The organism is Pseudomonas sp. G5(2012) (assembly GCF_000408945.1).
GTDB lineage: Bacteria > Pseudomonadota > Gammaproteobacteria > Pseudomonadales > Pseudomonadaceae > Aquipseudomonas > Aquipseudomonas umsongensis.
Window position 1 is genome coordinate 18,393 of sequence record NZ_APIO01000012.1, and the last position, 21,034, is coordinate 39,426.

General features: G+C 59.0%; 17 protein-coding genes. 13 read left to right on the forward strand and 4 right to left on the reverse strand.

Going from position 1 to position 21,034, the window contains the following annotated elements; all coding sequences use genetic code 11:
• Window positions 1-137: 137 nt before the first annotated feature.
• Entirely contained in the window at window positions 138-1,193 is a 1,056-nt protein-coding gene (bioB, locus tag PG5_RS05160; protein WP_020796035.1) for a biotin synthase BioB, read from the reverse strand.
• A 94-nt stretch (window positions 1,194-1,287) separates the two neighbouring features.
• Here bioB and PG5_RS05165 point away from each other — a divergent pair, with 94 nt between their 5' ends.
• The 5 genes from PG5_RS05165 (at window position 1,288) to rarD (ending at window position 7,104) form a co-directional block, all read left to right on the forward strand.
• Window positions 1,288-2,028: a ComF family protein gene (locus PG5_RS05165; protein WP_020796036.1), complete on the forward strand. Its 741-nt coding sequence runs from the start codon at window positions 1,288-1,290 to the stop codon at window positions 2,026-2,028.
• A 62-nt stretch (window positions 2,029-2,090) separates the two neighbouring features.
• Window positions 2,091-2,855 carry a TOBE domain-containing protein gene (locus PG5_RS05170; protein WP_020796037.1) on the forward strand — a complete coding sequence of 255 codons (765 nt, stop codon included), beginning with the start codon at window positions 2,091-2,093 and terminating at the stop codon, window positions 2,853-2,855.
• Window positions 2,856-2,994: 139 nt separating this feature from the next.
• Window positions 2,995-4,896: a PhoX family phosphatase gene (locus PG5_RS05175; RefSeq protein ID WP_020796038.1), complete on the forward strand. Its 1,902-nt coding sequence runs from the start codon at window positions 2,995-2,997 to the stop codon at window positions 4,894-4,896.
• Between the two features lie 186 nt (window positions 4,897-5,082).
• On the forward strand, window positions 5,083-6,057 hold the full coding sequence (locus PG5_RS05180) for a serine/threonine protein kinase (RefSeq protein WP_020796039.1): 975 nt from the start codon (window positions 5,083-5,085) through the stop codon (window positions 6,055-6,057).
• A gap of 159 nt (window positions 6,058-6,216) precedes the next feature.
• Entirely contained in the window at window positions 6,217-7,104 is an 888-nt protein-coding gene (gene rarD, locus PG5_RS05185) for an EamA family transporter RarD (protein ID WP_020796040.1), read from the forward strand.
• 215 nt (window positions 7,105-7,319) lie between these two features.
• On the opposite strand, the gene PG5_RS05190 is transcribed toward rarD, so the two are convergent.
• Window positions 7,320-7,838 carry a glycine cleavage system protein R gene (locus PG5_RS05190; RefSeq protein ID WP_020796041.1) on the reverse strand — a complete coding sequence of 173 codons (519 nt, stop codon included), beginning with the start codon at window positions 7,836-7,838 and terminating at the stop codon, window positions 7,320-7,322.
• 535 nt (window positions 7,839-8,373) lie between these two features.
• On the opposite strand from PG5_RS05190, the gene PG5_RS05200 reads away from it, so the two are divergent.
• Window positions 8,374-10,551, forward strand: a complete 2,178-nt coding sequence (locus tag PG5_RS05200; protein WP_020796042.1) for a malate synthase G — start codon at window positions 8,374-8,376, stop codon at window positions 10,549-10,551.
• 63 nt (window positions 10,552-10,614) lie between these two features.
• On the opposite strand, the gene PG5_RS05205 is transcribed toward PG5_RS05200, so the two are convergent.
• Together PG5_RS05205 and PG5_RS05210 are read right to left on the reverse strand one after the other, a co-directional pair.
• Complete coding sequence (locus PG5_RS05205) at window positions 10,615-11,523, reverse strand: EamA family transporter (protein WP_020796043.1); 909 nt, start codon at window positions 11,521-11,523, stop codon at window positions 10,615-10,617.
• A 381-nt stretch (window positions 11,524-11,904) separates the two neighbouring features.
• A complete protein-coding gene (locus PG5_RS05210; protein ID WP_020796044.1) occupies window positions 11,905-12,363 on the reverse strand; it encodes a response regulator in 459 nt (152 codons plus the stop codon).
• 259 nt (window positions 12,364-12,622) lie between these two features.
• Here PG5_RS05210 and PG5_RS05215 point away from each other — a divergent pair, with 259 nt between their 5' ends.
• The 7 genes from PG5_RS05215 (at window position 12,623) to PG5_RS05245 (ending at window position 21,019) form a co-directional block, all read left to right on the forward strand.
• Window positions 12,623-14,557, forward strand: a complete 1,935-nt coding sequence (locus tag PG5_RS05215) for a putative nucleotidyltransferase substrate binding domain-containing protein (RefSeq protein WP_305366734.1) — start codon at window positions 12,623-12,625, stop codon at window positions 14,555-14,557.
• Between the two features lie 10 nt (window positions 14,558-14,567).
• Window positions 14,568-15,275, forward strand: a complete 708-nt coding sequence (locus PG5_RS05220; RefSeq protein WP_020796046.1) for a PolC-type DNA polymerase III — start codon at window positions 14,568-14,570, stop codon at window positions 15,273-15,275.
• Window positions 15,276-15,482: 207 nt separating this feature from the next.
• A complete protein-coding gene (locus tag PG5_RS05225; RefSeq protein ID WP_033045381.1) occupies window positions 15,483-16,001 on the forward strand; it encodes an RNA polymerase sigma factor in 519 nt (172 codons plus the stop codon).
• Window positions 15,998-16,972 carry a FecR domain-containing protein gene (locus tag PG5_RS05230; RefSeq protein ID WP_020796048.1) on the forward strand — a complete coding sequence of 325 codons (975 nt, stop codon included), beginning with the start codon at window positions 15,998-16,000 and terminating at the stop codon, window positions 16,970-16,972. Before PG5_RS05225 ends, PG5_RS05230 begins: the two co-directional genes overlap by 4 nt.
• A 247-nt stretch (window positions 16,973-17,219) precedes the next feature.
• Window positions 17,220-19,655: a TonB-dependent siderophore receptor gene (locus PG5_RS05235; RefSeq protein WP_020796049.1), complete on the forward strand. Its 2,436-nt coding sequence runs from the start codon at window positions 17,220-17,222 to the stop codon at window positions 19,653-19,655.
• Between the two features lie 57 nt (window positions 19,656-19,712).
• Window positions 19,713-20,843: a PepSY domain-containing protein gene (locus PG5_RS05240; RefSeq protein WP_020796050.1), complete on the forward strand. Its 1,131-nt coding sequence runs from the start codon at window positions 19,713-19,715 to the stop codon at window positions 20,841-20,843.
• Window positions 20,840-21,019: a hypothetical protein gene (locus PG5_RS05245; protein WP_020796051.1), complete on the forward strand. Its 180-nt coding sequence runs from the start codon at window positions 20,840-20,842 to the stop codon at window positions 21,017-21,019. Before PG5_RS05240 ends, PG5_RS05245 begins: the two co-directional genes overlap by 4 nt.
• The last annotated feature ends 15 nt before the right edge of the window (window positions 21,020-21,034 follow it).

A 21,034-nucleotide genomic window follows, 5' to 3' on the forward strand; every position in this document is an offset into this window, starting at 1 on the left:
ACTATCAAATGACACATCTCCACTGTGGGAGCGAGCCTGCTCGCGAAGAGGCCTTCACATTCAACATAAGTGTCGACTGTTACATAGCTTTCGCGAGCAGGCTCGCTCCCACAGGGTTTTGCCTTCCTTCAGAAGGATCAAACAGCCGCGTTATAGAACTGCTCGCTGCTCTTTTGCTCCACCAGCGCCTGTTCAATGGCGGCCTGGTGCACTTCGTCGGCGTGCTCTTCGCGGGCTTCCGGCAAAATCCCCAAGCGCCCGAACAGTTGCATGTCCTTGTCGGCCTGCGGGTTGGCGGTGGTCAGCAGTTTTTCGCCGTAGAAAATCGAGTTGGCGCCGGCAAAGAACGCCAGGGCCTGCATCTGCTCGTTCATGGCTTCGCGGCCAGCGGACAGGCGCACGTGGGATTTAGGCATGAGGATCCGCGCGACGGCGAGCATGCGGATGAAGTCGAACGGGTCGACGTCGTCGGCATTCTCCAGGGGCGTGCCGGCGACTTTCACCAACATGTTGATCGGCACCGACTCCGGGTGCTCCGGCAGGTTGGCCAGCTGGATCAGCAGGTTGGCACGGTCATCGAGGGACTCGCCCATGCCAAGGATGCCACCGGAGCAGATCTTCATCCCCGATTCACGGACGTAGGCCAAGGTTTGCAGGCGCTCGCTGTAAGTGCGGGTGGTGATGATGCTGCCGTAGAACTCAGGCGAGGTGTCGAGGTTGTGGTTGTAGTAGTCAAGGCCAGCCTTGGCCAGCGCTTCGGTCTGGTCTTGATCGAGGCGACCGAGGGTCATGCAGGTTTCCAGGCCAAGGGCCTTGACGCCTTCGACCATCTTCAGCACATACGGCATGTCTTTGGCCGACGGGTGCTTCCACGCCGCGCCCATGCAGAAACGGGTCGACCCGATGGCCTTGGCCCGCGCGGCCTCTTCGAGGACCTTCTGCACTTCCATCAGCTTTTCTTTTTCCAGGCCGGTGTTGTAGTGACCCGACTGCGGACAATATTTGCAATCTTCCGGGCAAGCACCGGTCTTGATCGACAGCAAGGTCGATACCTGGACGCGGTTAGCGTCGAAATGCGCGCGGTGCACCGTCTGCGCCTGGAACAACAGGTCATTGAATGGCTGAACGAAGAGTGCTTTGACTTCGGCCAAAGACCAGTCATGACGCAAAGTTGCAGAGGTGCTGGCGCTCATGGGCGTTTCCTTTGTTTTATGCTTTGGCAGGCGACCGGGAAATGGAATTTCCACCGGCGCATCACAGGTGTTTCGGCATATTTAAGGAAGAGTCATGCGCTGTCAACCACGATACGATAGGCCGGTTTACATCTGGTTAAAAAATAACCACCACTGTTTACTGTGTGATGAAGTAGCCGATGGCACCACGCCCGTTTGCATGGCTTGCGAAACCGAGTTGCCATGGCTCGGCGATCATTGCCAGCGCTGCGCAGTGCCCTTGCCCGCTGCGGGCATGACGTGCGGCCAATGCCTCATGCAGCCACCGGCCTTCGAGCGAGTGGTCGCGCCCTGGACTTACAACTTCCCGATCGACAGCCTGATTACTCGCTTCAAGCACAGCGCGAAATGGCCGTATGGCCATCTGCTCGGCGACCTTCTCGCTCAATCACTGCAACATCGCTTCAACGATGACCTGCCGCGTCCCGATGTGCTGGTACCCGTGCCGATGTCTACCCGGCGCCTGCGCCAACGCGGCTTCAATCAGGCTGCCATGCTGGCGCGCTGGCTCAGCGAACGCCTCGACGTGCCTATTGATGAACGATTGCTATTGAGGCCTCAAGACACCAACGCCCAGCAAGACCTGAACGCCGAGGCACGCAAACGCAACCTGCACCACGCCTTCGCCATGGCAAGCGACGCATCAGTGAAGGGTCGCCACCTGGCGCTGGTGGACGACGTTCTGACCACCGGTGCCACGGCGCAGGCACTGACCCTGCTGCTGCTGGACGCAGGCGCCATACGGGTCGACGTCTATTGCCTGGCGCGCACACCCAAACCTGGCGAGTCGCCGTGACTTGACTCCCGGGTCCCGAGCCGCCAACGTCCTCACCACCGTCATAGCCAAAGCGTCTTGCCATGTCCTTGCCTACGTTGTTGTCCCAGCACATTGTCCGTCGCCCGCAACGCATTGCCTTGCTGCAACACATCGCCGAGCAGGGATCGATCACCCGCGCGGCGAAAAGCGCGGGCCTGAGCTACAAGGCCGCTTGGGATGCTATCGATGAGCTGAACAACCTGGCGCAGAAACCGCTGGTGGAACGCAGTGTCGGCGGCAAAGGAGGGGGTGGCGCCAAACTGTCAGCTGAAGGCGAGCGTGTGCTGCGCCTCTATCAAAAGCTGCAGGCGCTGCAAGCCCAGGTACTGGAAGCCGCTGAAGACGCAAGCGACCTTGACCTGCTCGGTCGCCTGATGCTCAGGACCAGCGCACGCAACCAGTTGCATGGAAAAGTCGCGGCCATTGAAACCCAGGGCCATAACGATCGGGTTCGCCTTGAGCTGCCCGAAGGCCTGAGTATCGCGGCGCAGATCACCCACGACAGTACCGTGCGCCTGGACCTGCAAACCGGCACTGAAGTTGTCGCCCTGATCAAGGCCGGTTGGCTCGATCTGCTGGGCGGCCGCGACGAGGCAACACCCGGTCACAATTGCCTCGAAGGTGTCATCGAGGAAATCCTCGACGCCGAAGACGGCCCCTGCGAAGTGCGAATCAGTTTGCCTAATGGCCAGACGCTCTGTGCTCTGGTCGAACCCCGGCATTTGCAATCACGCAAGCTGACCCGCGGAACATCGGTACGCGCGCAGTTCTCTCCCTCCAATGTATTGCTCGGCACTCCGTTGTAGGAGCTGCCGCAGGCTGCGATCTTTTGACTTTGCTTTTCAAGATCAAGATCAAAAGATCGCAGCCTGCGGCAGCTCCTACTGCAACAAAAGCTTCATCACCCACCATTAAGGTGACTGCAAAATTCGCAGGGAGCCTGATGTGAGCCTATTAGAAGAAAACCAGTCCACCGACCTCGAACAGATGGTCGGCCTCAGCCGTCGTGGCTTTATCAGCGCAGGCGCCTTGTGCGGTGCCGCCATGTTCCTCGGCGGCAACCTGCTGAGCCGCAGCGTACTGGCCGCCAGCGTCAGCGCCGGCACCAGCCAGTTGCTGGGTTTCGAAAGCATTCCCGCCGCGACTGCCGACGCGATCAGCTTGCCCCCCGGCTACAAATCTTCGGTACTGATCAGTTGGGGTCAGCCCCTGCAGAAAAACGGCCCGGCGTTCGACATGAGTGGCAACGGCACCGCCGAGCATCAGGAAGTCCAGTTCGGCGACAACAACGATGGCATGAGCCTGTTTGCCTTCCCGGATGACAACAATCGGGCGCTGATGGCGATCAACAACGAATACACCAATTACCGCTACCTCTACCCCCACGCGGGCATGCCGCAATCGGCGCAGGAAGTGCATAAGGCCCTGGCTTGCGAAGGCGTGTCGGTAATCGAAGTACAGCGTGAGAATGGTCATTGGCAGTTTGTGCAGGGCTCGCGCTATAACCGGCGCATTCACGGTAACTCGCCGATCCATCTGAGCGGCCCGGCCGCCGGTCACGAACTGTTGAAAACCCGTGCAGATGCACAAGGTAAAACGGTCCTCGGCACGTTCCAGAACTGCGCCAACGGCAAGACGCCATGGGGCACCTACCTGACCTGCGAAGAGAACTTTACCGACTGCTTTGGCAGCAGCGATGCCGAACAGAAATTCGATGCCGCACAGAAACGCTACGGCGTGGTGGCAACCAGCAAAGACATCAACTGGCATCAACACGACTCGCGCTTCGACATGGCGCACAATCCCAACGAGCTCAACCGTCATGGCTGGGTCGTCGAGATCGACCCGTTCGACCCGCAGTCGACCCCGGTCAAGCGCACTGCACTGGGCCGCTTCAAACATGAAAACGCAGCCCTGGCTGAAACCACAGACGGCCGCGCCGTGGTTTACATGGGCGACGATGAGCGCGGCGAATTCATCTATAAGTTCGTCAGCCGCGACAAGATCAATCACCAGAATCCCAAGGCCAACCGCGATCTGCTGGACCACGGCACCTTGTACGTGGCACGTTTCGACGCGGGCGACGGCAATGCCGATCACCCCAAGGGCCAAGGGCAATGGATCGAATTGACCCATGGTAAAAACGGCATCGACGCCAGCAGCGGTTTTGCCGACCAGGGCCAAGTGCTGATTCACGCGCGCCTGGCAGCCAGCGTGGTGAAGGCCACGCGCATGGACCGCCCGGAATGGATTGTCGTCAGCCCCAAGGACAGTCAGGTTTACTGCACCCTGACCAACAACGCCAAGCGTGGCGAAGAAGGGCAACCGGTAGGCGGGCCAAACCCGCGCGAGAAGAACGTCTACGGGCAGATCCTGCGCTGGCGCACCGACCGCGACGACCACGCCTCGAACACCTTTGCCTGGGACCTGTTCGTGGTCGCCGGCAACCCGCAAGTGCACGCCGGTACGCCGAAGGGCGGTTCGTCGAACATCACCCCGCAGAACATGTTCAACAGTCCGGATGGCTTGGCGTTCGATAACGCTGGGCGGCTGTGGATTCAAACCGACGGCGATTCGAGTAATGCCGGTGACTTCGCCGGCATGGGCAACAATCAGATGCTCTGCGCCGACCCGACGACCGGCGAGATCCGTCGGTTCATGGTCGGGCCGATTGGTTGTGAGGTAACGGGGATCAGCTTTTCGCCGGACCAGAAGACCTTGTTCGTCGGCATTCAGCACCCGGGGGAGAACGGCGGTTCGACCTTCCCTGAGCACTTGCCGAATGGAAAGCCGCGGTCTTCGGTGATTGCCATTTCGCGTGAAGACGGAGGGGTCGTCGGCGCCTGATAGTGCCTCTTCGCGAGCAAGCCCGCTCCCACAGGGTAAGCAGTGAGCCTGCAACATGTGCCACACAGGAGATCAACTGTGGGAGCGAGCCTGCTCGCGAAGGCGTCAGTACAGACACCACCTATGTGTCCGTCTGCGCTACCATGCCTGGCCGGACGCAGCAGCCTGCTGCGCGCAGGAGTCAGCATGGCCCACCCGTTTGAAACGCTCACCCCAGACCTCGTGCTCGATGCCGTCGAAAGCATCGGCTTTCTCAGCGATGCCCGCATTCTGGCGCTCAACAGCTACGAAAACCGTGTCTACCAGGTTGGTATCGAAGACGCCGAACCGTTGATCGCCAAGTTCTATCGCCCGCAGCGCTGGACCAACGAAGCGATTCTGGAAGAACACCAGTTCACGTTCGAGCTCGCCGAGGTCGAGGTACCGGTCGTCGCGCCGCTGATCCACAACGGTGAAACCCTGCACGAGCACAACGGCTTCCGTTTCACCCTGTTCCCCCGCCGCGGCGGACGCGCGCCGGAACCTGGCAATCTCGATCAGCTGTATCGCCTGGGGCAACTGCTCGGCCGACTGCATGCAGTGGGCTCGACCAAACCGTTTGAGCACCGTGAGGCGCTGGCGGTGAAAAACTTTGGCCATGATTCGCTGACGACTTTGCTCGAAGGCAACTTCATTCCCCGCAGCCTGCTGCCGGCCTACGAGTCCGTGGCCCGCGATCTGCTCAAGCGTGTGGAAGATGTCTACAGCAATACGCCGCACCAGAACATCCGAATGCACGGCGATTGCCACCCCGGCAACATGATGTGCCGTGATGAGATGTTCCACATCGTCGACCTCGACGACTGCCGCATGGGCCCGGCGGTACAGGACATCTGGATGATGCTGGCCGGCGATCGCCAGGAATGCCTGGGCCAGTTGTCGGAATTGATGGATGGCTACAACGAATTCCACGATTTCAATCCCCGGGAACTGGCGCTGATCGAACCCCTTCGCGCGCTGCGCCTGATGCACTACAGCGCCTGGCTCGCCCGTCGCTGGGACGACCCGGCATTCCCGCGCAGCTTTCCGTGGTTCGGCACCGAACGCTATTGGGGCGACCAGGTGTTGGCGTTGCGCGAGCAGCTCGCGGCGCTCAATGAAGAACCACTGAAGCTTTTTTAATCCGGGATCAAAAGATCGCAGCCTGCGGCAGCTCCTACGGGTGTACACCATTCCCTGTAGGAGCTGCCGCAGGCTGCGATCTTTTGCTTTCAGAAGCGACACATCTATACAACCGCCCTACAATCCCTCCTTTGTTAGCTGCCTAAGCAAGGATTCTGCATGCAAGCCGCCAACCTGCGTCGCGGGTACATTCTGGGCCTGAGTGCCTACATCATCTGGGGACTTTTCCCGCTCTACTTCAAGGCCATTGCCAACGTGCCCGCCGTGGAGATCATCATTCACCGCGTGCTGTGGTCGGCGTTGTTCGGCGCCTTGTTGCTGATGGTCTGGAAACATCCGGGCTGGTGGCGCGAGCTACGGGAGAACCCACGTCGGCTGGCGATCCTGGCCCTGAGCGGTACGCTGATCGCCGCCAACTGGCTGACGTATGTGTGGTCGGTGAACAACGGGCGCATGTTGGAGGCCAGCCTCGGTTACTACATCAACCCCTTGGTGAACGTGCTGCTGGGGATGCTGATCCTCGGTGAGCGGCTGCGACGCATGCAATGGATTGCCGTGGGGCTGGCGGCGGTTGGCGTGGCGCAACAAGTATGGCAAGTGGGCAGCCTGCCTTGGGTGTCGCTGGTGCTGGCATTGACCTTCGGTTTCTACGGGTTGATTCGCAAGCAGGCGCCGGTCAAGGCGCTCCCGGGATTGGTGGTCGAAACCTGGATGTTGGTGCCGATAGCGCTGGCCTGGTTACTGCTCAATCCAACCGCCAGCAGCGCCCAGGCTGAATTCTGGACCACCTCCGAAGCCTGGTGGCTGGTGGCTGCCGGTCCGGTAACGCTGGTGCCGCTGGTCTGCTTCAACGCTGCCGCGCGGCATTTACCCTACACGACCCTGGGATTCCTGCAATACCTGGCACCGACCCTGGTGCTGCTGCAGGCCGTCCTGCTGTTTGATGAGCAACTATCGTCGAGTACGCTGGTTGCGTTCATCTTCATCTGGGCAGGCCTGGCGGTTTACAGCGTCGATGCCTGGTTCAGCCTGCGCCGTCGCAACTGATCAAAAAACACACAACCCTCTGCAGGCCACGTTGTCCGTGGCCTGCACCGATCCTTCCCAAGGTTATCCACAGCGTGATCCCCGCCGTTTGTGCGCAAGTTACTGAAACTGCTGGTTTTTTGATCAATCTTTGAAGAGCCACGGCCGGCATGGCCTGGCGGGCTGTCTCTACAGGTTATCCACAGGCGGGTGCACGTTTAAACTGGATAACCTGATCAAGGTTCACTGCGCAGCACCAATTCCACCATCAGGTCGTCCGCCAGGGTTTCCAGGCGCGATTGCAGCACGTCCAGAGACAGCGTCAGGGGCACCGCCAGTATCGCTTCGGCGTGGAACAGCGGCTCGCTGCTCATGGGGGCCGGACGTACCTCCGTCACCAGCCGTTCCAGGTTTACCCCCTGCTCACTGAGCAAGCGCGTGATGTCGCGCACGATCCCCGGCCGGTCATTGCCCACCAGCTCCATGGCAATCGGCTTCCAAGTGCACGACTGTTCGATACCGCTTTCGGCGATCAAGACGCGAATGCCGTGGGACGATAATCCTTGCAGGGCGTCGACCAGTGAGTCGTAGGCTTCCGCCGGGACCCCCACCCGAAGAATCCCGGCAAATTGCCCGGCCATGCGTGACATGCGGCTTTCCAGCCAGTTACCACCATGCTCGGCGATGCATTGGGCTATGCGCTCGACCTGTCCAGGCTTGTCCGGTGCAAAAACAGTGAGTACGAGGTGGTCCATGGCGCAGCCCTCTTTTGTTATTGAAAGAGAAGTATAGGCAAGGGTTGATTCGGCGCTGGCAGGTCCGACCTCTTCGCGAGCAGGCTCGCTCCCACAAGGTCGGCGCAGGGCTTTGTGGGAGCGAGCCTGCTCGCGAATGAGTCCCGCCCAAGAACCTGCGCAACATAAATCGTGTACAACTTTTTATATTTAACTGGAACAATCTCATGCTTTTTTGAGAACATCCTCATCCCCGACGTGACTGCAATGCGTCATGGGGTCGCAGAACGACGTAATTAGTCTAATTTTCACAACCGCAACTCATCATGTAGTATGCCGCTGCGCGCACTACATAACGTTGGATCGATGTCCGCCACAGGCGCAGACGCATCCCTGAAAGCCCTGTCAGCAAGGCCCTAAAGCCGTTGATTGGTCCCCACCCAGCCGTCAGAAATGGCATGTACTGGTCGCAGGGTTTGTGGTTTAAATGGCCAGAGGCTTCATTGTTAAATTGAAGAGCTGAAAAGCGAAATAGCTGAGCAGAGTGAGGCAAGCAATGACTGAACACGTTCAAGTCGGTGGCCTGCAGGTCGCCAAAGTCCTGTTCGACTTCGTGAACAACGAAGCCATTCCCGGAACCGGCCTCACCGCCGACCAATTCTGGGCCGGTGCCGACAAGGTCATCCATGACCTGGCGCCGAAGAACAAAGCCCTACTCGCCAAACGCGATGATTTCCAGGCTCGTATCGACGGCTGGCACCAATCCCGTGCCGGTCAACCACACGACGCCGTGGCTTATAAAGCCTTCTTGCAAGACATCGGTTATCTGCTGCCAGAAGCGGCCGATTTCCAGGCAACGACGCAAAACGTCGATGAAGAAATCGCCCACATGGCCGGCCCACAGCTTGTGGTGCCGGTGATGAATGCCCGCTTCGCGCTTAACGCTTCGAACGCCCGCTGGGGTTCGCTGTACGACGCGCTCTACGGCACCGACGCCATCAGCGAGGCTGACGGCGCGGAAAAAGGCAAAGGCTACAACAAGGTTCGCGGCGACAAGGTCATCGCCTTCGCCCGGGCCTTCCTCGACGAAGCGGCGCCATTGGCGGCCGGCTCCCACGTCGATTCGACACACTACAAAATCGTTGACGGCAAACTGGTCGTCGCCCTTAAAGGCGGTAGCAACAGCGGCCTGCGCAACGACGCCCAACTGATCGGTTTCCAGGGCGATGCGGCGGCACCCACCGCGATCCTGCTGAAAAACAATGGCCTGCATTTCGAAATCCAGGTCGATGCCAGCACCCCGGTCGGCCAGACCGACGCTGCCGGTGTCAAAGACATCCTGATGGAAGCCGCACTCACCACCATCATGGACTGCGAAGACTCCGTCGCCGCCGTCGACGCCGATGACAAGGTAGTGATCTACCGCAACTGGCTCGGCCTGATGAAGGGCGACCTGGCGGAAGAAGTCGCCAAGGGCGGCAAGACGTTTACTCGCACCATGAACGCCGACCGCACCTACACCGCCGTCGACGGCAGCGAATTGAGCCTGCATGGTCGTTCGTTGTTGTTCGTGCGTAACGTCGGTCACCTGATGACCATCGATGCGATCCTCGATAAAGATGGCAACGAAGTACCGGAAGGCATCCTCGACGGTCTGGTGACTGTTCTGGCGGCGATGCACAACCTGAACGGCAATACCTCGCGCAAAAATACCCGCACCGGTTCCGTCTACATCGTGAAGCCAAAGATGCACGGTCCTGAAGAAGCTGCGTTCACCAACGAGCTGTTCGGGCGCATCGAAGACGTGCTGGGCCTGCCTCGCAACACCCTGAAGGTCGGGATCATGGACGAGGAGCGCCGTACCACGGTCAACCTCAAGGCCTGTATCAAGGCTGCCAGCGAGCGCGTGGTGTTCATCAACACCGGCTTCCTCGATCGCACGGGCGATGAAATCCACACCTCCATGGAAGCCGGCCCGATGGTGCGCAAGGCCGACATGAAGGCCGAAAAATGGATTGGCGCCTACGAGAACTCCAACGTTGATATCGGCTTGAGCACCGGCCTGCAAGGCCGTGCGCAGATCGGTAAAGGCATGTGGGCAATGCCCGACCTGATGGCGGCGATGCTGGAACAGAAAATCGCTCACCCACTGGCGGGTGCCAACACCGCATGGGTGCCTTCGCCGACCGCTGCCGCGCTGCACGCGCTGCACTACCACAAGGTTGACGTGTTCGCCCGTCAGGCCGAACTGGCCAAGCGTGCTCCTGCGTCGGTGGACGATATCCTGACCATCCCGCTGGCAGTGAACCCACAGTGGACCGCAGAACAGATCCAGAACGAACTGGACAACAACAGCCAAGGCATTCTGGGTTATGTGGTGCGCTGGATCGACCAGGGCGTTGGTTGCTCGAAGGTGCCGGACATCAATGACGTCGGCCTGATGGAAGACCGTGCGACGCTGCGTATTTCCAGCCAGCACATCGCCAACTGGCTGCGTCATGGCATCGTTACCGAAGAGCAGGTGATGGCCAGCCTTAAGCGCATGGCGCCGGTGGTGGACCGTCAGAATGCCGGTGATGCGCTGTACCGTCCGCTGGCACCGAACTTCGACAGCAACATCGCCTTCCAGGCGGCTGTCGAGCTGGTGGTGGAAGGTACCAAGCAGCCCAACGGCTACACCGAGCCGGTCCTGCACCGTCGTCGTCGCGAGTTCAAGGCCAGGAACGCGCTGTAAAAAATAGTCTGCCAGACAACAATCCCCCGGCCTCACGACCGGGGGATTGTAGTTTCTGACCGGTCATTTCCTGTGGCGCAAGGCGCTTTCAGCGATGCAGTTAGCGATTTTCGGTGCACACATGAACAAGGCAATACCCAGGACCGTAAGCACAAGGGCGAACAGTTTCTCGCCCCCAATGGGTTCGTCGAGCACATACCAGGAAGTCACGATGCCGGATATCGGAATGATGATCGACAATGGGGCAACCTGGCTCGCCGGATATTTCCTGATCAAGCGGTTCCATGCCCAATAACCGAAAATCGTCGCCACATAGGCCTGGAACAGAATGGACAGCAGCACCGGAGCCTTGATGTCCGTCAATAACGCCTGGAAAGGCGCAGCCCCCCTGGCCCAGTAGGTCATCAAGTACAACGGCGCAATTGCATACAGACTCGACCAGACAACGAAGGAAAAAATGTCGATTACCTTGCTTTTCTTGATCACGACATTGCAAAGACTCCAGCACAAAGCTGCCAGCAGTATCAGAAACAGACCATGGCTCTGGCCTTGCGTCTCGGTCACATTGATGATGAACATAAGCCCCACCAATGCCAGGAGAATTCCTGCCACCTGGATCCCCGACATTTTTTCGCCGAACAACATCACCCCCCAGATGACTGTAAAAAAGGCACTGAATTGCAGGAGCAGAGAAGTCACACCGGCACTGACCCCGAGAAACATGCCATAGTTCATCAGCCAACACATCCCGACTCCGAACAAAAAACCATATAAAGCGATAGTTGAGGAACTGATGTTTTTCGGCTTGGGAACGAAGAACACCAACGGAAAGGCGCAGAAAGTTAAACGCAAGGCCGTCAGCATATACGGGTCTATACCGTCGAGACTGATATCAATGACCGAATAGTTACTTCCCCACATAACCGTTACAACAAGAATCAGGAGCAGGTCGCGCAAATCCATTTTTATCATGTTGTGTCCTGATTATCATTCACACGCATGCAAACCAGGAAAATCGCCTTTCCCGATCAAGCCATAGTTTTTCAGGCGCATGGAAACAAACGTTCGTTCAATAGTCCTCCTCAAGGAGGTCACAAGCACGGGCGTAAACTTCAGCGTGGAATAATAAATTAATATTTTCGAATTTGATTAAAACAAAGGCTAACTATAAACAGCCACCCGCACTTCAATCATCACGACGATATCTGAAACTACAGCCGCAGCTGACAGACATTTATGAATGGATATTTCTCAACCGCGGCAGAAAAACTTCATTACACCGAATAGACGCAGACTTAACTCGAATACCTCTGCGCGTTGGCTTTCAGGCAACTATCACTTACAAATCTTTGGTTACTCAATCCCCAACTCATGTTTGACCAGTGCTAACAACTTTCCGGTATCAATCGGTTTGAGCAAAAAGTCGACCACGCTCAAATGCATCGCGGCAATGGCGTCTTTGACGTCGGCATCGCCGGAAACGATGATAATCGGCAGCGCGGCTCGTACGGTTTCACGAATCTGCCGAACCAGTTCCAGACCATCCACATTGCCCATGCGCAAATCGGTAATCAGCAGGCCAATTGAAGGTTTCTTGATCTCCGCTTCTGCCACCAGCATCTTGAGTGCGGTCTCGCCACTGGCTGCCGTCATGCAACGAATGCCGTCCAGTGCCAGAATCTCCGACAACAGTTCCCGGGCATCCTTGTCGTCGTCAACGATCAGCACCCGCTGCGGCGGCAGGTCGGGTTCCAGCATGACGTCACTGAGCGCCTGGCGCTCGGCATCACTCAAAATATCGTGGTCGGACATGGCATTCTCTACATGTTCAATTCAATTCCCTAGCACAGTGGTAAGACATCGCTAAGCACACCATCAATGTGCACTCCGTCGGATAATTTTCCAATGGGGAAAGGTGAGGTTTTTCTCACATTTAGGTAGGTTCTTTCCGACAATGCATCACTTTTCCCGCCTACCTAGACTTACGTCCAATGGGCACCCCGACCGTAGGGGTCGACCATGGGTGAGTCATCCGACAACAACAATTCAAAAAAAGACTGCGGTAATGGTTATGAGTAAAGCGGACGCCTTCACCCAGGCAGGGAAAACCGCGGTGTTGCAGAACATCCAGGGCACTTTGCAATTCCTTCAGCGCTTCCCGCCCTTCAACCAGATGGAACACGCCCACCTGGCGTATCTGGTCGAGCAATGTCAGCTGCGTTTTTATGCCCCCGGCGAGAGCATCATCAAACCCGCCGACGGCCCGGTTGAGCATTTTTACATCGTCAAACAGGGTCGCGTTGTCGGTGAACGCCCGCACTCGGCCAAGGGCGGGACCGAAACCACCTTCGAAATCACCACGGGCGAGTGCTTTCCACTCGCTGCGCTGCTGGGGGAGCGTGCGACACGCACCGAACACCTGGCTGCCGAAGACACTTTTTGCCTACAGCTGAACAAACTTGCATTCATCAAGCTGTTCGCCATTTCCGGCACCTTCCGCGACTTTGCCCTACGCGGGGTGAGCAGCCTGTTGGACCAGGTCAACCAGCAGGTCCAGCAAAAAGCCGTGGAAACCCTCGGCACCCAATACTCGCTTAATACCCGCCTGGGCGAATTGGCCATGCGCCATCCGGTGACATGCGCCCCAACCACACCCTTGCGTGAAGCCGTGACCCAAATGCACGAGCAGCAGGTCGGCAGCATCGTGATCGTCAATGAACATAAAGCGCCGCTGGGCATTTTCACCCTGCGCGATTTGCGCCATGTCGTGGCCAACGGTATCGGCGATTTCAGCGAGGCGATCGAGCGGCACATGACCCCGTCGCCGTTTTACCTGTCTCCAGACCATAGTGCCTTCGATGCCGCGATTGCGATGACAGAGCGGCATATCGCCCACGTCTGCCTGGTCAAGGATCAGCGCCTGTGCGGTGTGGTTTCGGAACGCGATCTGTTTTCCCTGCAACGGGTCGACCTGGTTCACCTGGCGCGCACCATCCGCAGCGCCCAGCGTGTGGAAAACCTGGTGCTGCTGCGTGGCGAAATTGGTCAACTGGTGGAGCGCATGCTGGCCCACGGTGCGTCTTCGACCCAGATCACCCACATCATTACCCTGCTCAACGACCACACCGTGTGCCGGGTGATCGAGCTGACCCTGGCTGAGAAAGGCGATCCGGGCATCCCGTTCAGTTGGCTGTGTTTCGGCAGCGAAGGTCGCCGCGAACAGACACTGCACACCGATCAAGACAACGGCATTCTGTTCGAAGCGCGGGACGCGGCCCACGCCGCCGAGATTCGTGGGAAATTGCTGCCCATTGCCCATCAGATCAACCAAAGCCTGGCGCTTTGCGGTTTCACGCTGTGCAAAGGCAACATCATGGCCAGCAATCCAGAACTGTGCCTGTCGCGGATCGAATGGGCCCGACGCTTCAGCGCGTTCATTCGCGAAGCCACGCCGGAGAACCTGTTAGGGTCGAGCATCTATTTCGATTTGCGCGTGGTCTGGGGCAGCGAGCTAGGCTGCGAACAACTGCGCCGTGCGATTCTCGACCAGGTGGCCGACAACCGACTGTTCCAGCGCATGATGGCTGAAAACGCGTTGCGAAATCGTCCGCCTGTAGGACGTTTCCGTGAGTTCGTGCTGGCGCGTAAAAATGGCGAAAAAGCCACGCTGGACCTGAAGATCCAGGGCCTGACCCCCTTTGTCGACGGGGCGCGGTTACTCGCCCTCGCCCACGGCATCGAAGCGAACAATACCCTGGAGCGCTTTCGCCAACTGGTGGCCAAAGAGGTCATCGAGCCACTGGACGGTGCGGCGTATGAAGAGGCCTATCACTTCATCCAGCAAACCCGCATGCAGCAACATCAGCTACAGACCCGGGAGAATTTGCCCTACTCCAACCGGGTCGACCCCGACAGCCTCAATCATCTGGATCGACGCATCCTGCGCGAATCCCTGCGCCAGGCCCAACGCCTGCAAAGCAGCCTGTCCCTGCGATACCAATTATGAGCTACCAACTATGAGTCTTTTTTCATGGTTGCGCCCCGCCGGCCCGAGCTTGTCCGCGGACCTGCAACAACGCCTTCAACGCCTGCCTGTGGTCCAGGGATTAAGTGAATGCAGCCTGCGCGAACAGCGCTGGGTAGTGCTCGACCTGGAAACCACCGGGCTGAATATGAACAAGGACCGGGTACTGTCCATCGGCGCCGTGGTGATCGAGGATGGCGCGATCGATTTCAGCCGGCAGTTCGAGCGCACCTTGCAGTGCGACGAAATCAAACTCGGCCCCAGTGTGCTGATTCACGGCTTGGGGCCCAGTGCAATCGCCGCCGGCAGTGACCCGGCTGAGGCGTTGCTCGAGTTCATGGAGTTTGTCGGCGATAGCCCGGTGCTGGCCTTTCATGCGCCTTTCGACCAGCACATGCTCGGACGCGCATTGAAAGAGCACCTGGGCTACAAGTTGCAACATCCCTTTATGGATGTGGCGGACATCGCCCCGCTGCTGTGTCCGCAGGCCAATATCCGCGAGGCCGGCCTGGACGAGTGGATCGATTGGTTCAAGCTGGAAGTCTTCGAGCGGCATAATGCCAGCGCCGACGCCCTGGCAACCGCCGAACTGGCGCTGATCCTGTTCAGCCGTGCACGTCAGCAGCAGATTCACAGCCCGCTGAATCTGCAGCAGCGGTTGAACCAGTGGAAGCGGCGGCAGCAAACACATTCTTTCTAACGGTCACGCCGTCCCGTGTAGGAGCTGCCGCAGGCTGCGATCTTTTGATCTTGGAAATCAAAATCAAAAGATCGCAGCCTGCGGCAGCTCCTACAGGGTCATACGACAACCTCCTGCCCGACCAACGCCGATTGCTTTCACTCCCCCGCCTCTGACACAATCGCGAACAATTCTCGTTAGTTAACATTTCCCAATCGGTGATGCTGCGTGTCGTCAGTTCCAAGCCCCCAAAGTGAGCTCGTCGGTGCGTTGTATCGCGACCACCGTGGTTGGCTATTGGCTTGGCTACGTCGCAATGTCACCTGCCCGCAACGGGCCGAGGACTTGAGCCAGGACACTTTCGTGCGCTTGCTCGGGCGCGAAGAACTGAAAGAGCCGCGCGAGCCGCGGGCATTGCTGGTGGCGATTGCCAAGGGCCTGCTGTTCGACTACTTCCGCCGCGCCGCGCTGGAGCAGGCTTATCTCACCGAACTGATGCTGATTCCAGAAGCCGAACAACCGTCGGTGGAAGAACAGCAAATGATCCTCGAAGACCTGAAAAACATCGATCGCCTGCTCGGCAAGCTGTCGAGCAAGGCCCGTGCGGCGTTCCTCTACAATCGACTCGATGGCCTCGGCCACGCGCAAATCGCCGAGCGCCTTGGTGTGTCGGTGCCGCGAGTGCGCCAGTACCTGGCCCAAGGCATCCGTCAGTGCTACATCGCCTTGTACGGGGAGCCGACATGAACCCGGTCAGTTCCAAGCCGGTGTCGGCACAGGTGCTCGACGCTGCCATCGCCTGGCAACTGTCCCTGGACTCCGGCAGCCCTGTGGAACGCGAAGAGTTCGCCAAATGGCACGCCGCCCACGAAGAACATGCCCGCGCCTGGCGTCAATTGGGCATGCTCGACCAGCGTTTCAGCGTCGCCAGCGGCCCCGCCCGCGCCGCCCTGCTGCAATCGCGCGAAGGCATTCGCCGCCGGGTGCGCAAGCTCGGCAGCGGCCTGGCCAGCATCGTTGCGGTGTTCGGGCTGGCACTGTTTGCCGGTGAGCGCTATCTGCCGATCGATTATTGGCTGGCCGACCAGCGCACTGCCACCGGCGAACAACGCACGATTCGCCTGGACGACGGCACCCTGATCAACCTCAACACCCACAGTGCCGTGGACGTGCGCTTCGATGACAAGCAGCGGCGGGTCATCCTCCAGGAAGGCGAAATACTGATCGAGACCGGCCACGGCGACGCACGGCCGTTCATCGTTGAAACCCGCGAAGGCCGCATGCGTGCCTTGGGCACAAGGTTCCTGGTCAAGCGTGAAGAGCAAGGTACGCGCCTGAGCGTGTTGCAATCGGCGGTGGCTGCCCATCCGCAATCGAGTCCTGAAGAGCAGGTCCTGCGCGAAGGCCAGCAAATGCTGATCCGCAGCGACGGCCTGGGCCCGATTGTCGCGCTCAACCTCGGCGCCGATGCCTGGACCCGCGGCATGCTGGTAGTGGACAACGCGCGACTGGAAGATCTGGTGCGTGAAATCGGTCGCTATCGCCCGGGTCTACTGGGTGTGGCACCGGAAGTGGCCGACCTGCGGATCACCGGTAGCTTCCCGTTGCAAAACACCGACCTGGCCCTGAGCGCGCTGTTGCCAACGCTGCCGGTGCAGATTGAGCATCGTACGCAATGGTGGGTGACGGTGGTGGCGAAGACCGAGGCCAAGCCCTAAAAGGTGCTGTGTCAGTGAAGCCGCCTTCGCGGGCAAGCCACGCTCCCACAGGTTTTGTGTCGGTCACAAAATTACCGGTCAGTGCAGAACCTGTGGGAGCGGGCTTGCCCGCGGTGAGGCCATCAGATCTGCCACAAAACCCAACTTTGTTTACTGAATCGAAATTATTTCCATCCAGCCCTATCACTTTTTGATTTTCGTTCGGTACTTAGGCAATTGAGAAGTATTCACTTTCAGGAGCCGCTGTATGTCCCGTTCGTTAGACGCCTTGTTGCGCCCCGGTTTGCTGGCGCTTGCCATTGCTCTTTGTACGCCTTTGGCCAGCAGCCAATTGATCGCCGCTGAACAGGCGTCCAGCGTTCGTGCCTACAACCTGCCGGCCGCACCACTGGCCAGCACCCTGAACCAGATTGCCAGCCAGGCCGGCCTGGCGTTGTCGTTGAACCCGTCGCTGGCCGCCGGCAAGAGTTCGGCCCCGGTCCAGGGCCAGTTCGACGCTGCCGGCGCCCTGCGCGAAGCCCTGCGTGGCACCGGGCTGCAACTGGAGCAAAGCGGCGGCACCTACACCCTGGTGACCGTGCCTGAGGGTGTGATGGCTTTGCCGGCAACCAGCGTCATCGGTGTAGAAGCAGAGACTGAAAACGCCTGGGGTCCGGTGCAAGGCTACCTGGCCAAGCGCACCGCTGCCGGCACCAAGACCGACACGGCACTGGCAGAAGTACCACGCTCGATTTCTGTTGCCACCCGCGAGCAGATGCAAGACCGTGCCGTACAGAATCTCGATGACGCTGTACGCTACATGCCCGGGGTCATTGCCAGCAGCTACGGCAGCGATAGCCGTGCCGAGTGGCTGAAAGTTCGTGGATTTGAGCCCACTCAGTTCCTCGATGGATTGCCGCTGCCAAAGGGCACTTACACCATGCCGAAAATAGAGACCTGGGACCTTGAGCGAGTAGCACTGCTGCGTGGCCCTGCCTCCTCGCTTTACGGCCAGACACCGCCTGGCGGCTTGCTCGACATGGTCAGCCGACGCCCTGATGCGTTGGCCAGCAACGAAGTGCAATTGCAAGTTGGCAGCTACGAGCGTAAGCAGATCAGTTTCGACAGTACCGGTCCGGTCGATGACGAAGGGCGTTTTTTGTACCGCGTCAGCGGTGTGGTGCGTGATAGCAACACCACCATCGAGCACATCGACGACAAGCGTTACAACATCGCTCCCAGCCTGACCTGGAACATCGATCCCGATACCACGCTGACTTTCCTCAGCCAGTACAACCGTGACGATACCGGTACCACCAGCCAGTTCCTTCCGCTACAGGGCACCAAACTGTCCTCGCCCGCTGGAGAAGTGAAGTTCCACAAGAATCTCGGTGATCCGGAATGGGAGTTCTACGACAAGACCTATTACGCGTTGGGATATGCCTTTGAGCACCGGATGAACGACGTTTGGCAGTTCCGTCAGAACCTTCGCTATACCAAGAGCGATCTGTCCTTCCAGAGCATTACCGCGGGCGGTTTCTATGGTTCGGTCGAAGACGACGGCACCCTGTCCCGGGGTGCCAACGTAGTTGACGAAGACCTCAGCCAGTTTGCCGTGGATAACAATTTCCAGGCCGATTTCGACACCGCCGCCATCAGGCACACACTGTTGCTGGGGCTGGATCACCAACGCGTCAACACCAACTACAAATGGCTGTTCGGCAACGCGCCAACCAGCAACATCACCCACCCGATCTACGGGCAGGACTTCAGTAACGTCCAATACACCGCGTTCAATGACTACAACCAGAAGACCCATGACACAGGCCTCTATGTCCAGGACCAGATGGCCCTCGACAACTGGCGCCTGACCCTGGGCGGTCGTCAGGACTGGCTGCACACGGAATCGACGTTCTACAACATGAACAATGCCAAGGACACCCGCGACGACACCAACTTCAGCGGCAACGCGGCCATCAGCTATGTGTTCGACTCCGGCTTCACTCCCTACATCTCCTACGCCGAATCCTTCCAGGCAGAAGCAGGTGGCGCCAACGGCGAGGCATTCCGTCCTGGCACCGGCAAGCAATATGAAATCGGACTCAAGTACCAACCACCGGGCACCGACATGCTGTTCACGGCTGCCGCCTATGACCTGACCCGCAAGGACATCGTACTCAGCGACACCCTGGGCGTTTCTCGCCCGCTGGGTGAAGCGAAAGTCCGAGGCTTCGAGCTGGAGGCAACCGGCAACGTCAACGAAAACCTGAATCTGACGGCTTCGTACACCTACGCCAACAGCAAGATGACCAAAGTCACCGATCCGCTGGACAAAAATCGCCCGCTGCCACTGACCCCGGAAAACCAGGCCGCGGCATGGGCTGACTACACCTGGCATACCGGTGTTCTGGATGGCTTTGGAATCGGCTTTGGTGTGCGCTATATCGGCGAAACCGACAACATCGCCATCGGCAGCATGGCCTTTGTACGCGATCCGTCAGACGGCCACAGCGATTCCTATACCGTCTATGACGCGGCCGTTCATTACGACCTGGGCCGCCTGGACAATGCACTCAAGGGCGTCAGTGTCAGCGTCAACGCCAACAACGTATTCGACAAGGAATACATCTCGACCTGTGACGGTTTCTACTGCTACTACGGCGACCGTCGCAACGTCATGGCCAGCCTTGACTACAAGTGGTAACGCCCGGTACCCAGGCCGTCCTTCGAGGACGGCCTGGGTATTTCTGGAGGCTACGAAATGAAAAGTAAAACAATTCGCCGCTGGTCCTTTGTCCACACCTGGACCAGCCTGATCTGCACGGTGTTCCTGCTGATGCTGGCACTCACCGGCCTGCCGTTGATCTTTCACCATGAGATCGACCATTTGCTGGGCGATGCCGCCGAATTGAAGCAAATGCCGGCAGACACACCGCAACTGAATCTGCAGCAGCTTGTGCAGGCGGCTGAAAAGCATCGTCCCGGTGACGTCATGCAGTATTTCGGTTTCGACGATGATGAGCCCAACGGCGCAATCGCGATCATGGCGGCCACCGCCGGCACCGAGCCGAACTCTTCCCACACCTTCATGCTCGACGCCCGCACCGGCGAAGCGCTGGAGATGCCATCGGCCAATGGCGGCTTCATGATGGTCATGCTGCGCTTGCATGTAGACATGTTCGCCGGGCTGCCGGGCAAGTTGTTGCTGGCGTTCATGGGTTTGCTGTTCGTCGTCGCGATCGTTTCCGGCACGGTGCTGTACCTGCCGTTCATGCGTCGCCTGAAATTCGCCACCGTGCGCCAGGACAAATCCACCCGCCTGCGCTGGCTCGACCTGCACAACCTGATCGGCGTGGTGACCCTGACCTGGGCCCTGGTGGTCGGCGTAACCGGCGTGATCAGTGCCTGCGCCGACCTGTTGATCGCCGCGTGGCGCAACGACAGCCTGAGCGCGATGGTTGCGCCGTATCGCGATGCGCCCCCGCTGTCGCAACTGGCGCCGGCTACACGTTTGCTCGATATCGCCAAGGAAGTCGCACCCGGCATGCAACCGGACTTCATTGCCTTTCCCGGCACGCGGTTCTCCAGCGAACACCATTACGCTGTGTTCATGAAAGGCAGCACGCACCTGACCTCGCACTTGCTGACACCGGTGCTGATCGACGCCAGCACCCTGAAAGTCACCGCCGTGGCCGAGCGTCCCTGGTACATGGACGCCATGGGCATGTCGCAGCCTTTGCATTTCGGTGACTATGGCGGCATGCCGATGCAAATCCTCTGGGCCACCCTGGATGTGCTGACGATCATTGTGCTCGGCAGTGGCGTTTACCTGTGGGTGGTGCGGCGCAAGGCGGTGAAACCCGTACTGGAGAAAGCGGAGAGCGTGGCATGAGGCCCCGCCAGTCGAGTTTCTGGAAGGTGTTCGCCACCCCAACTGTTATCGCCTTGTTCAGCGCGGGCGGGTTATTTGCCGCGTTGCTCGGCGATGGCGTTTGGGATGCCCTGAGCTGGCTTGGATTAGGCATCCCTGCCGTCCTCGCCCTGCGCGGCCTCCTGCAATGCCGGTAACGGACATCCCCCTGT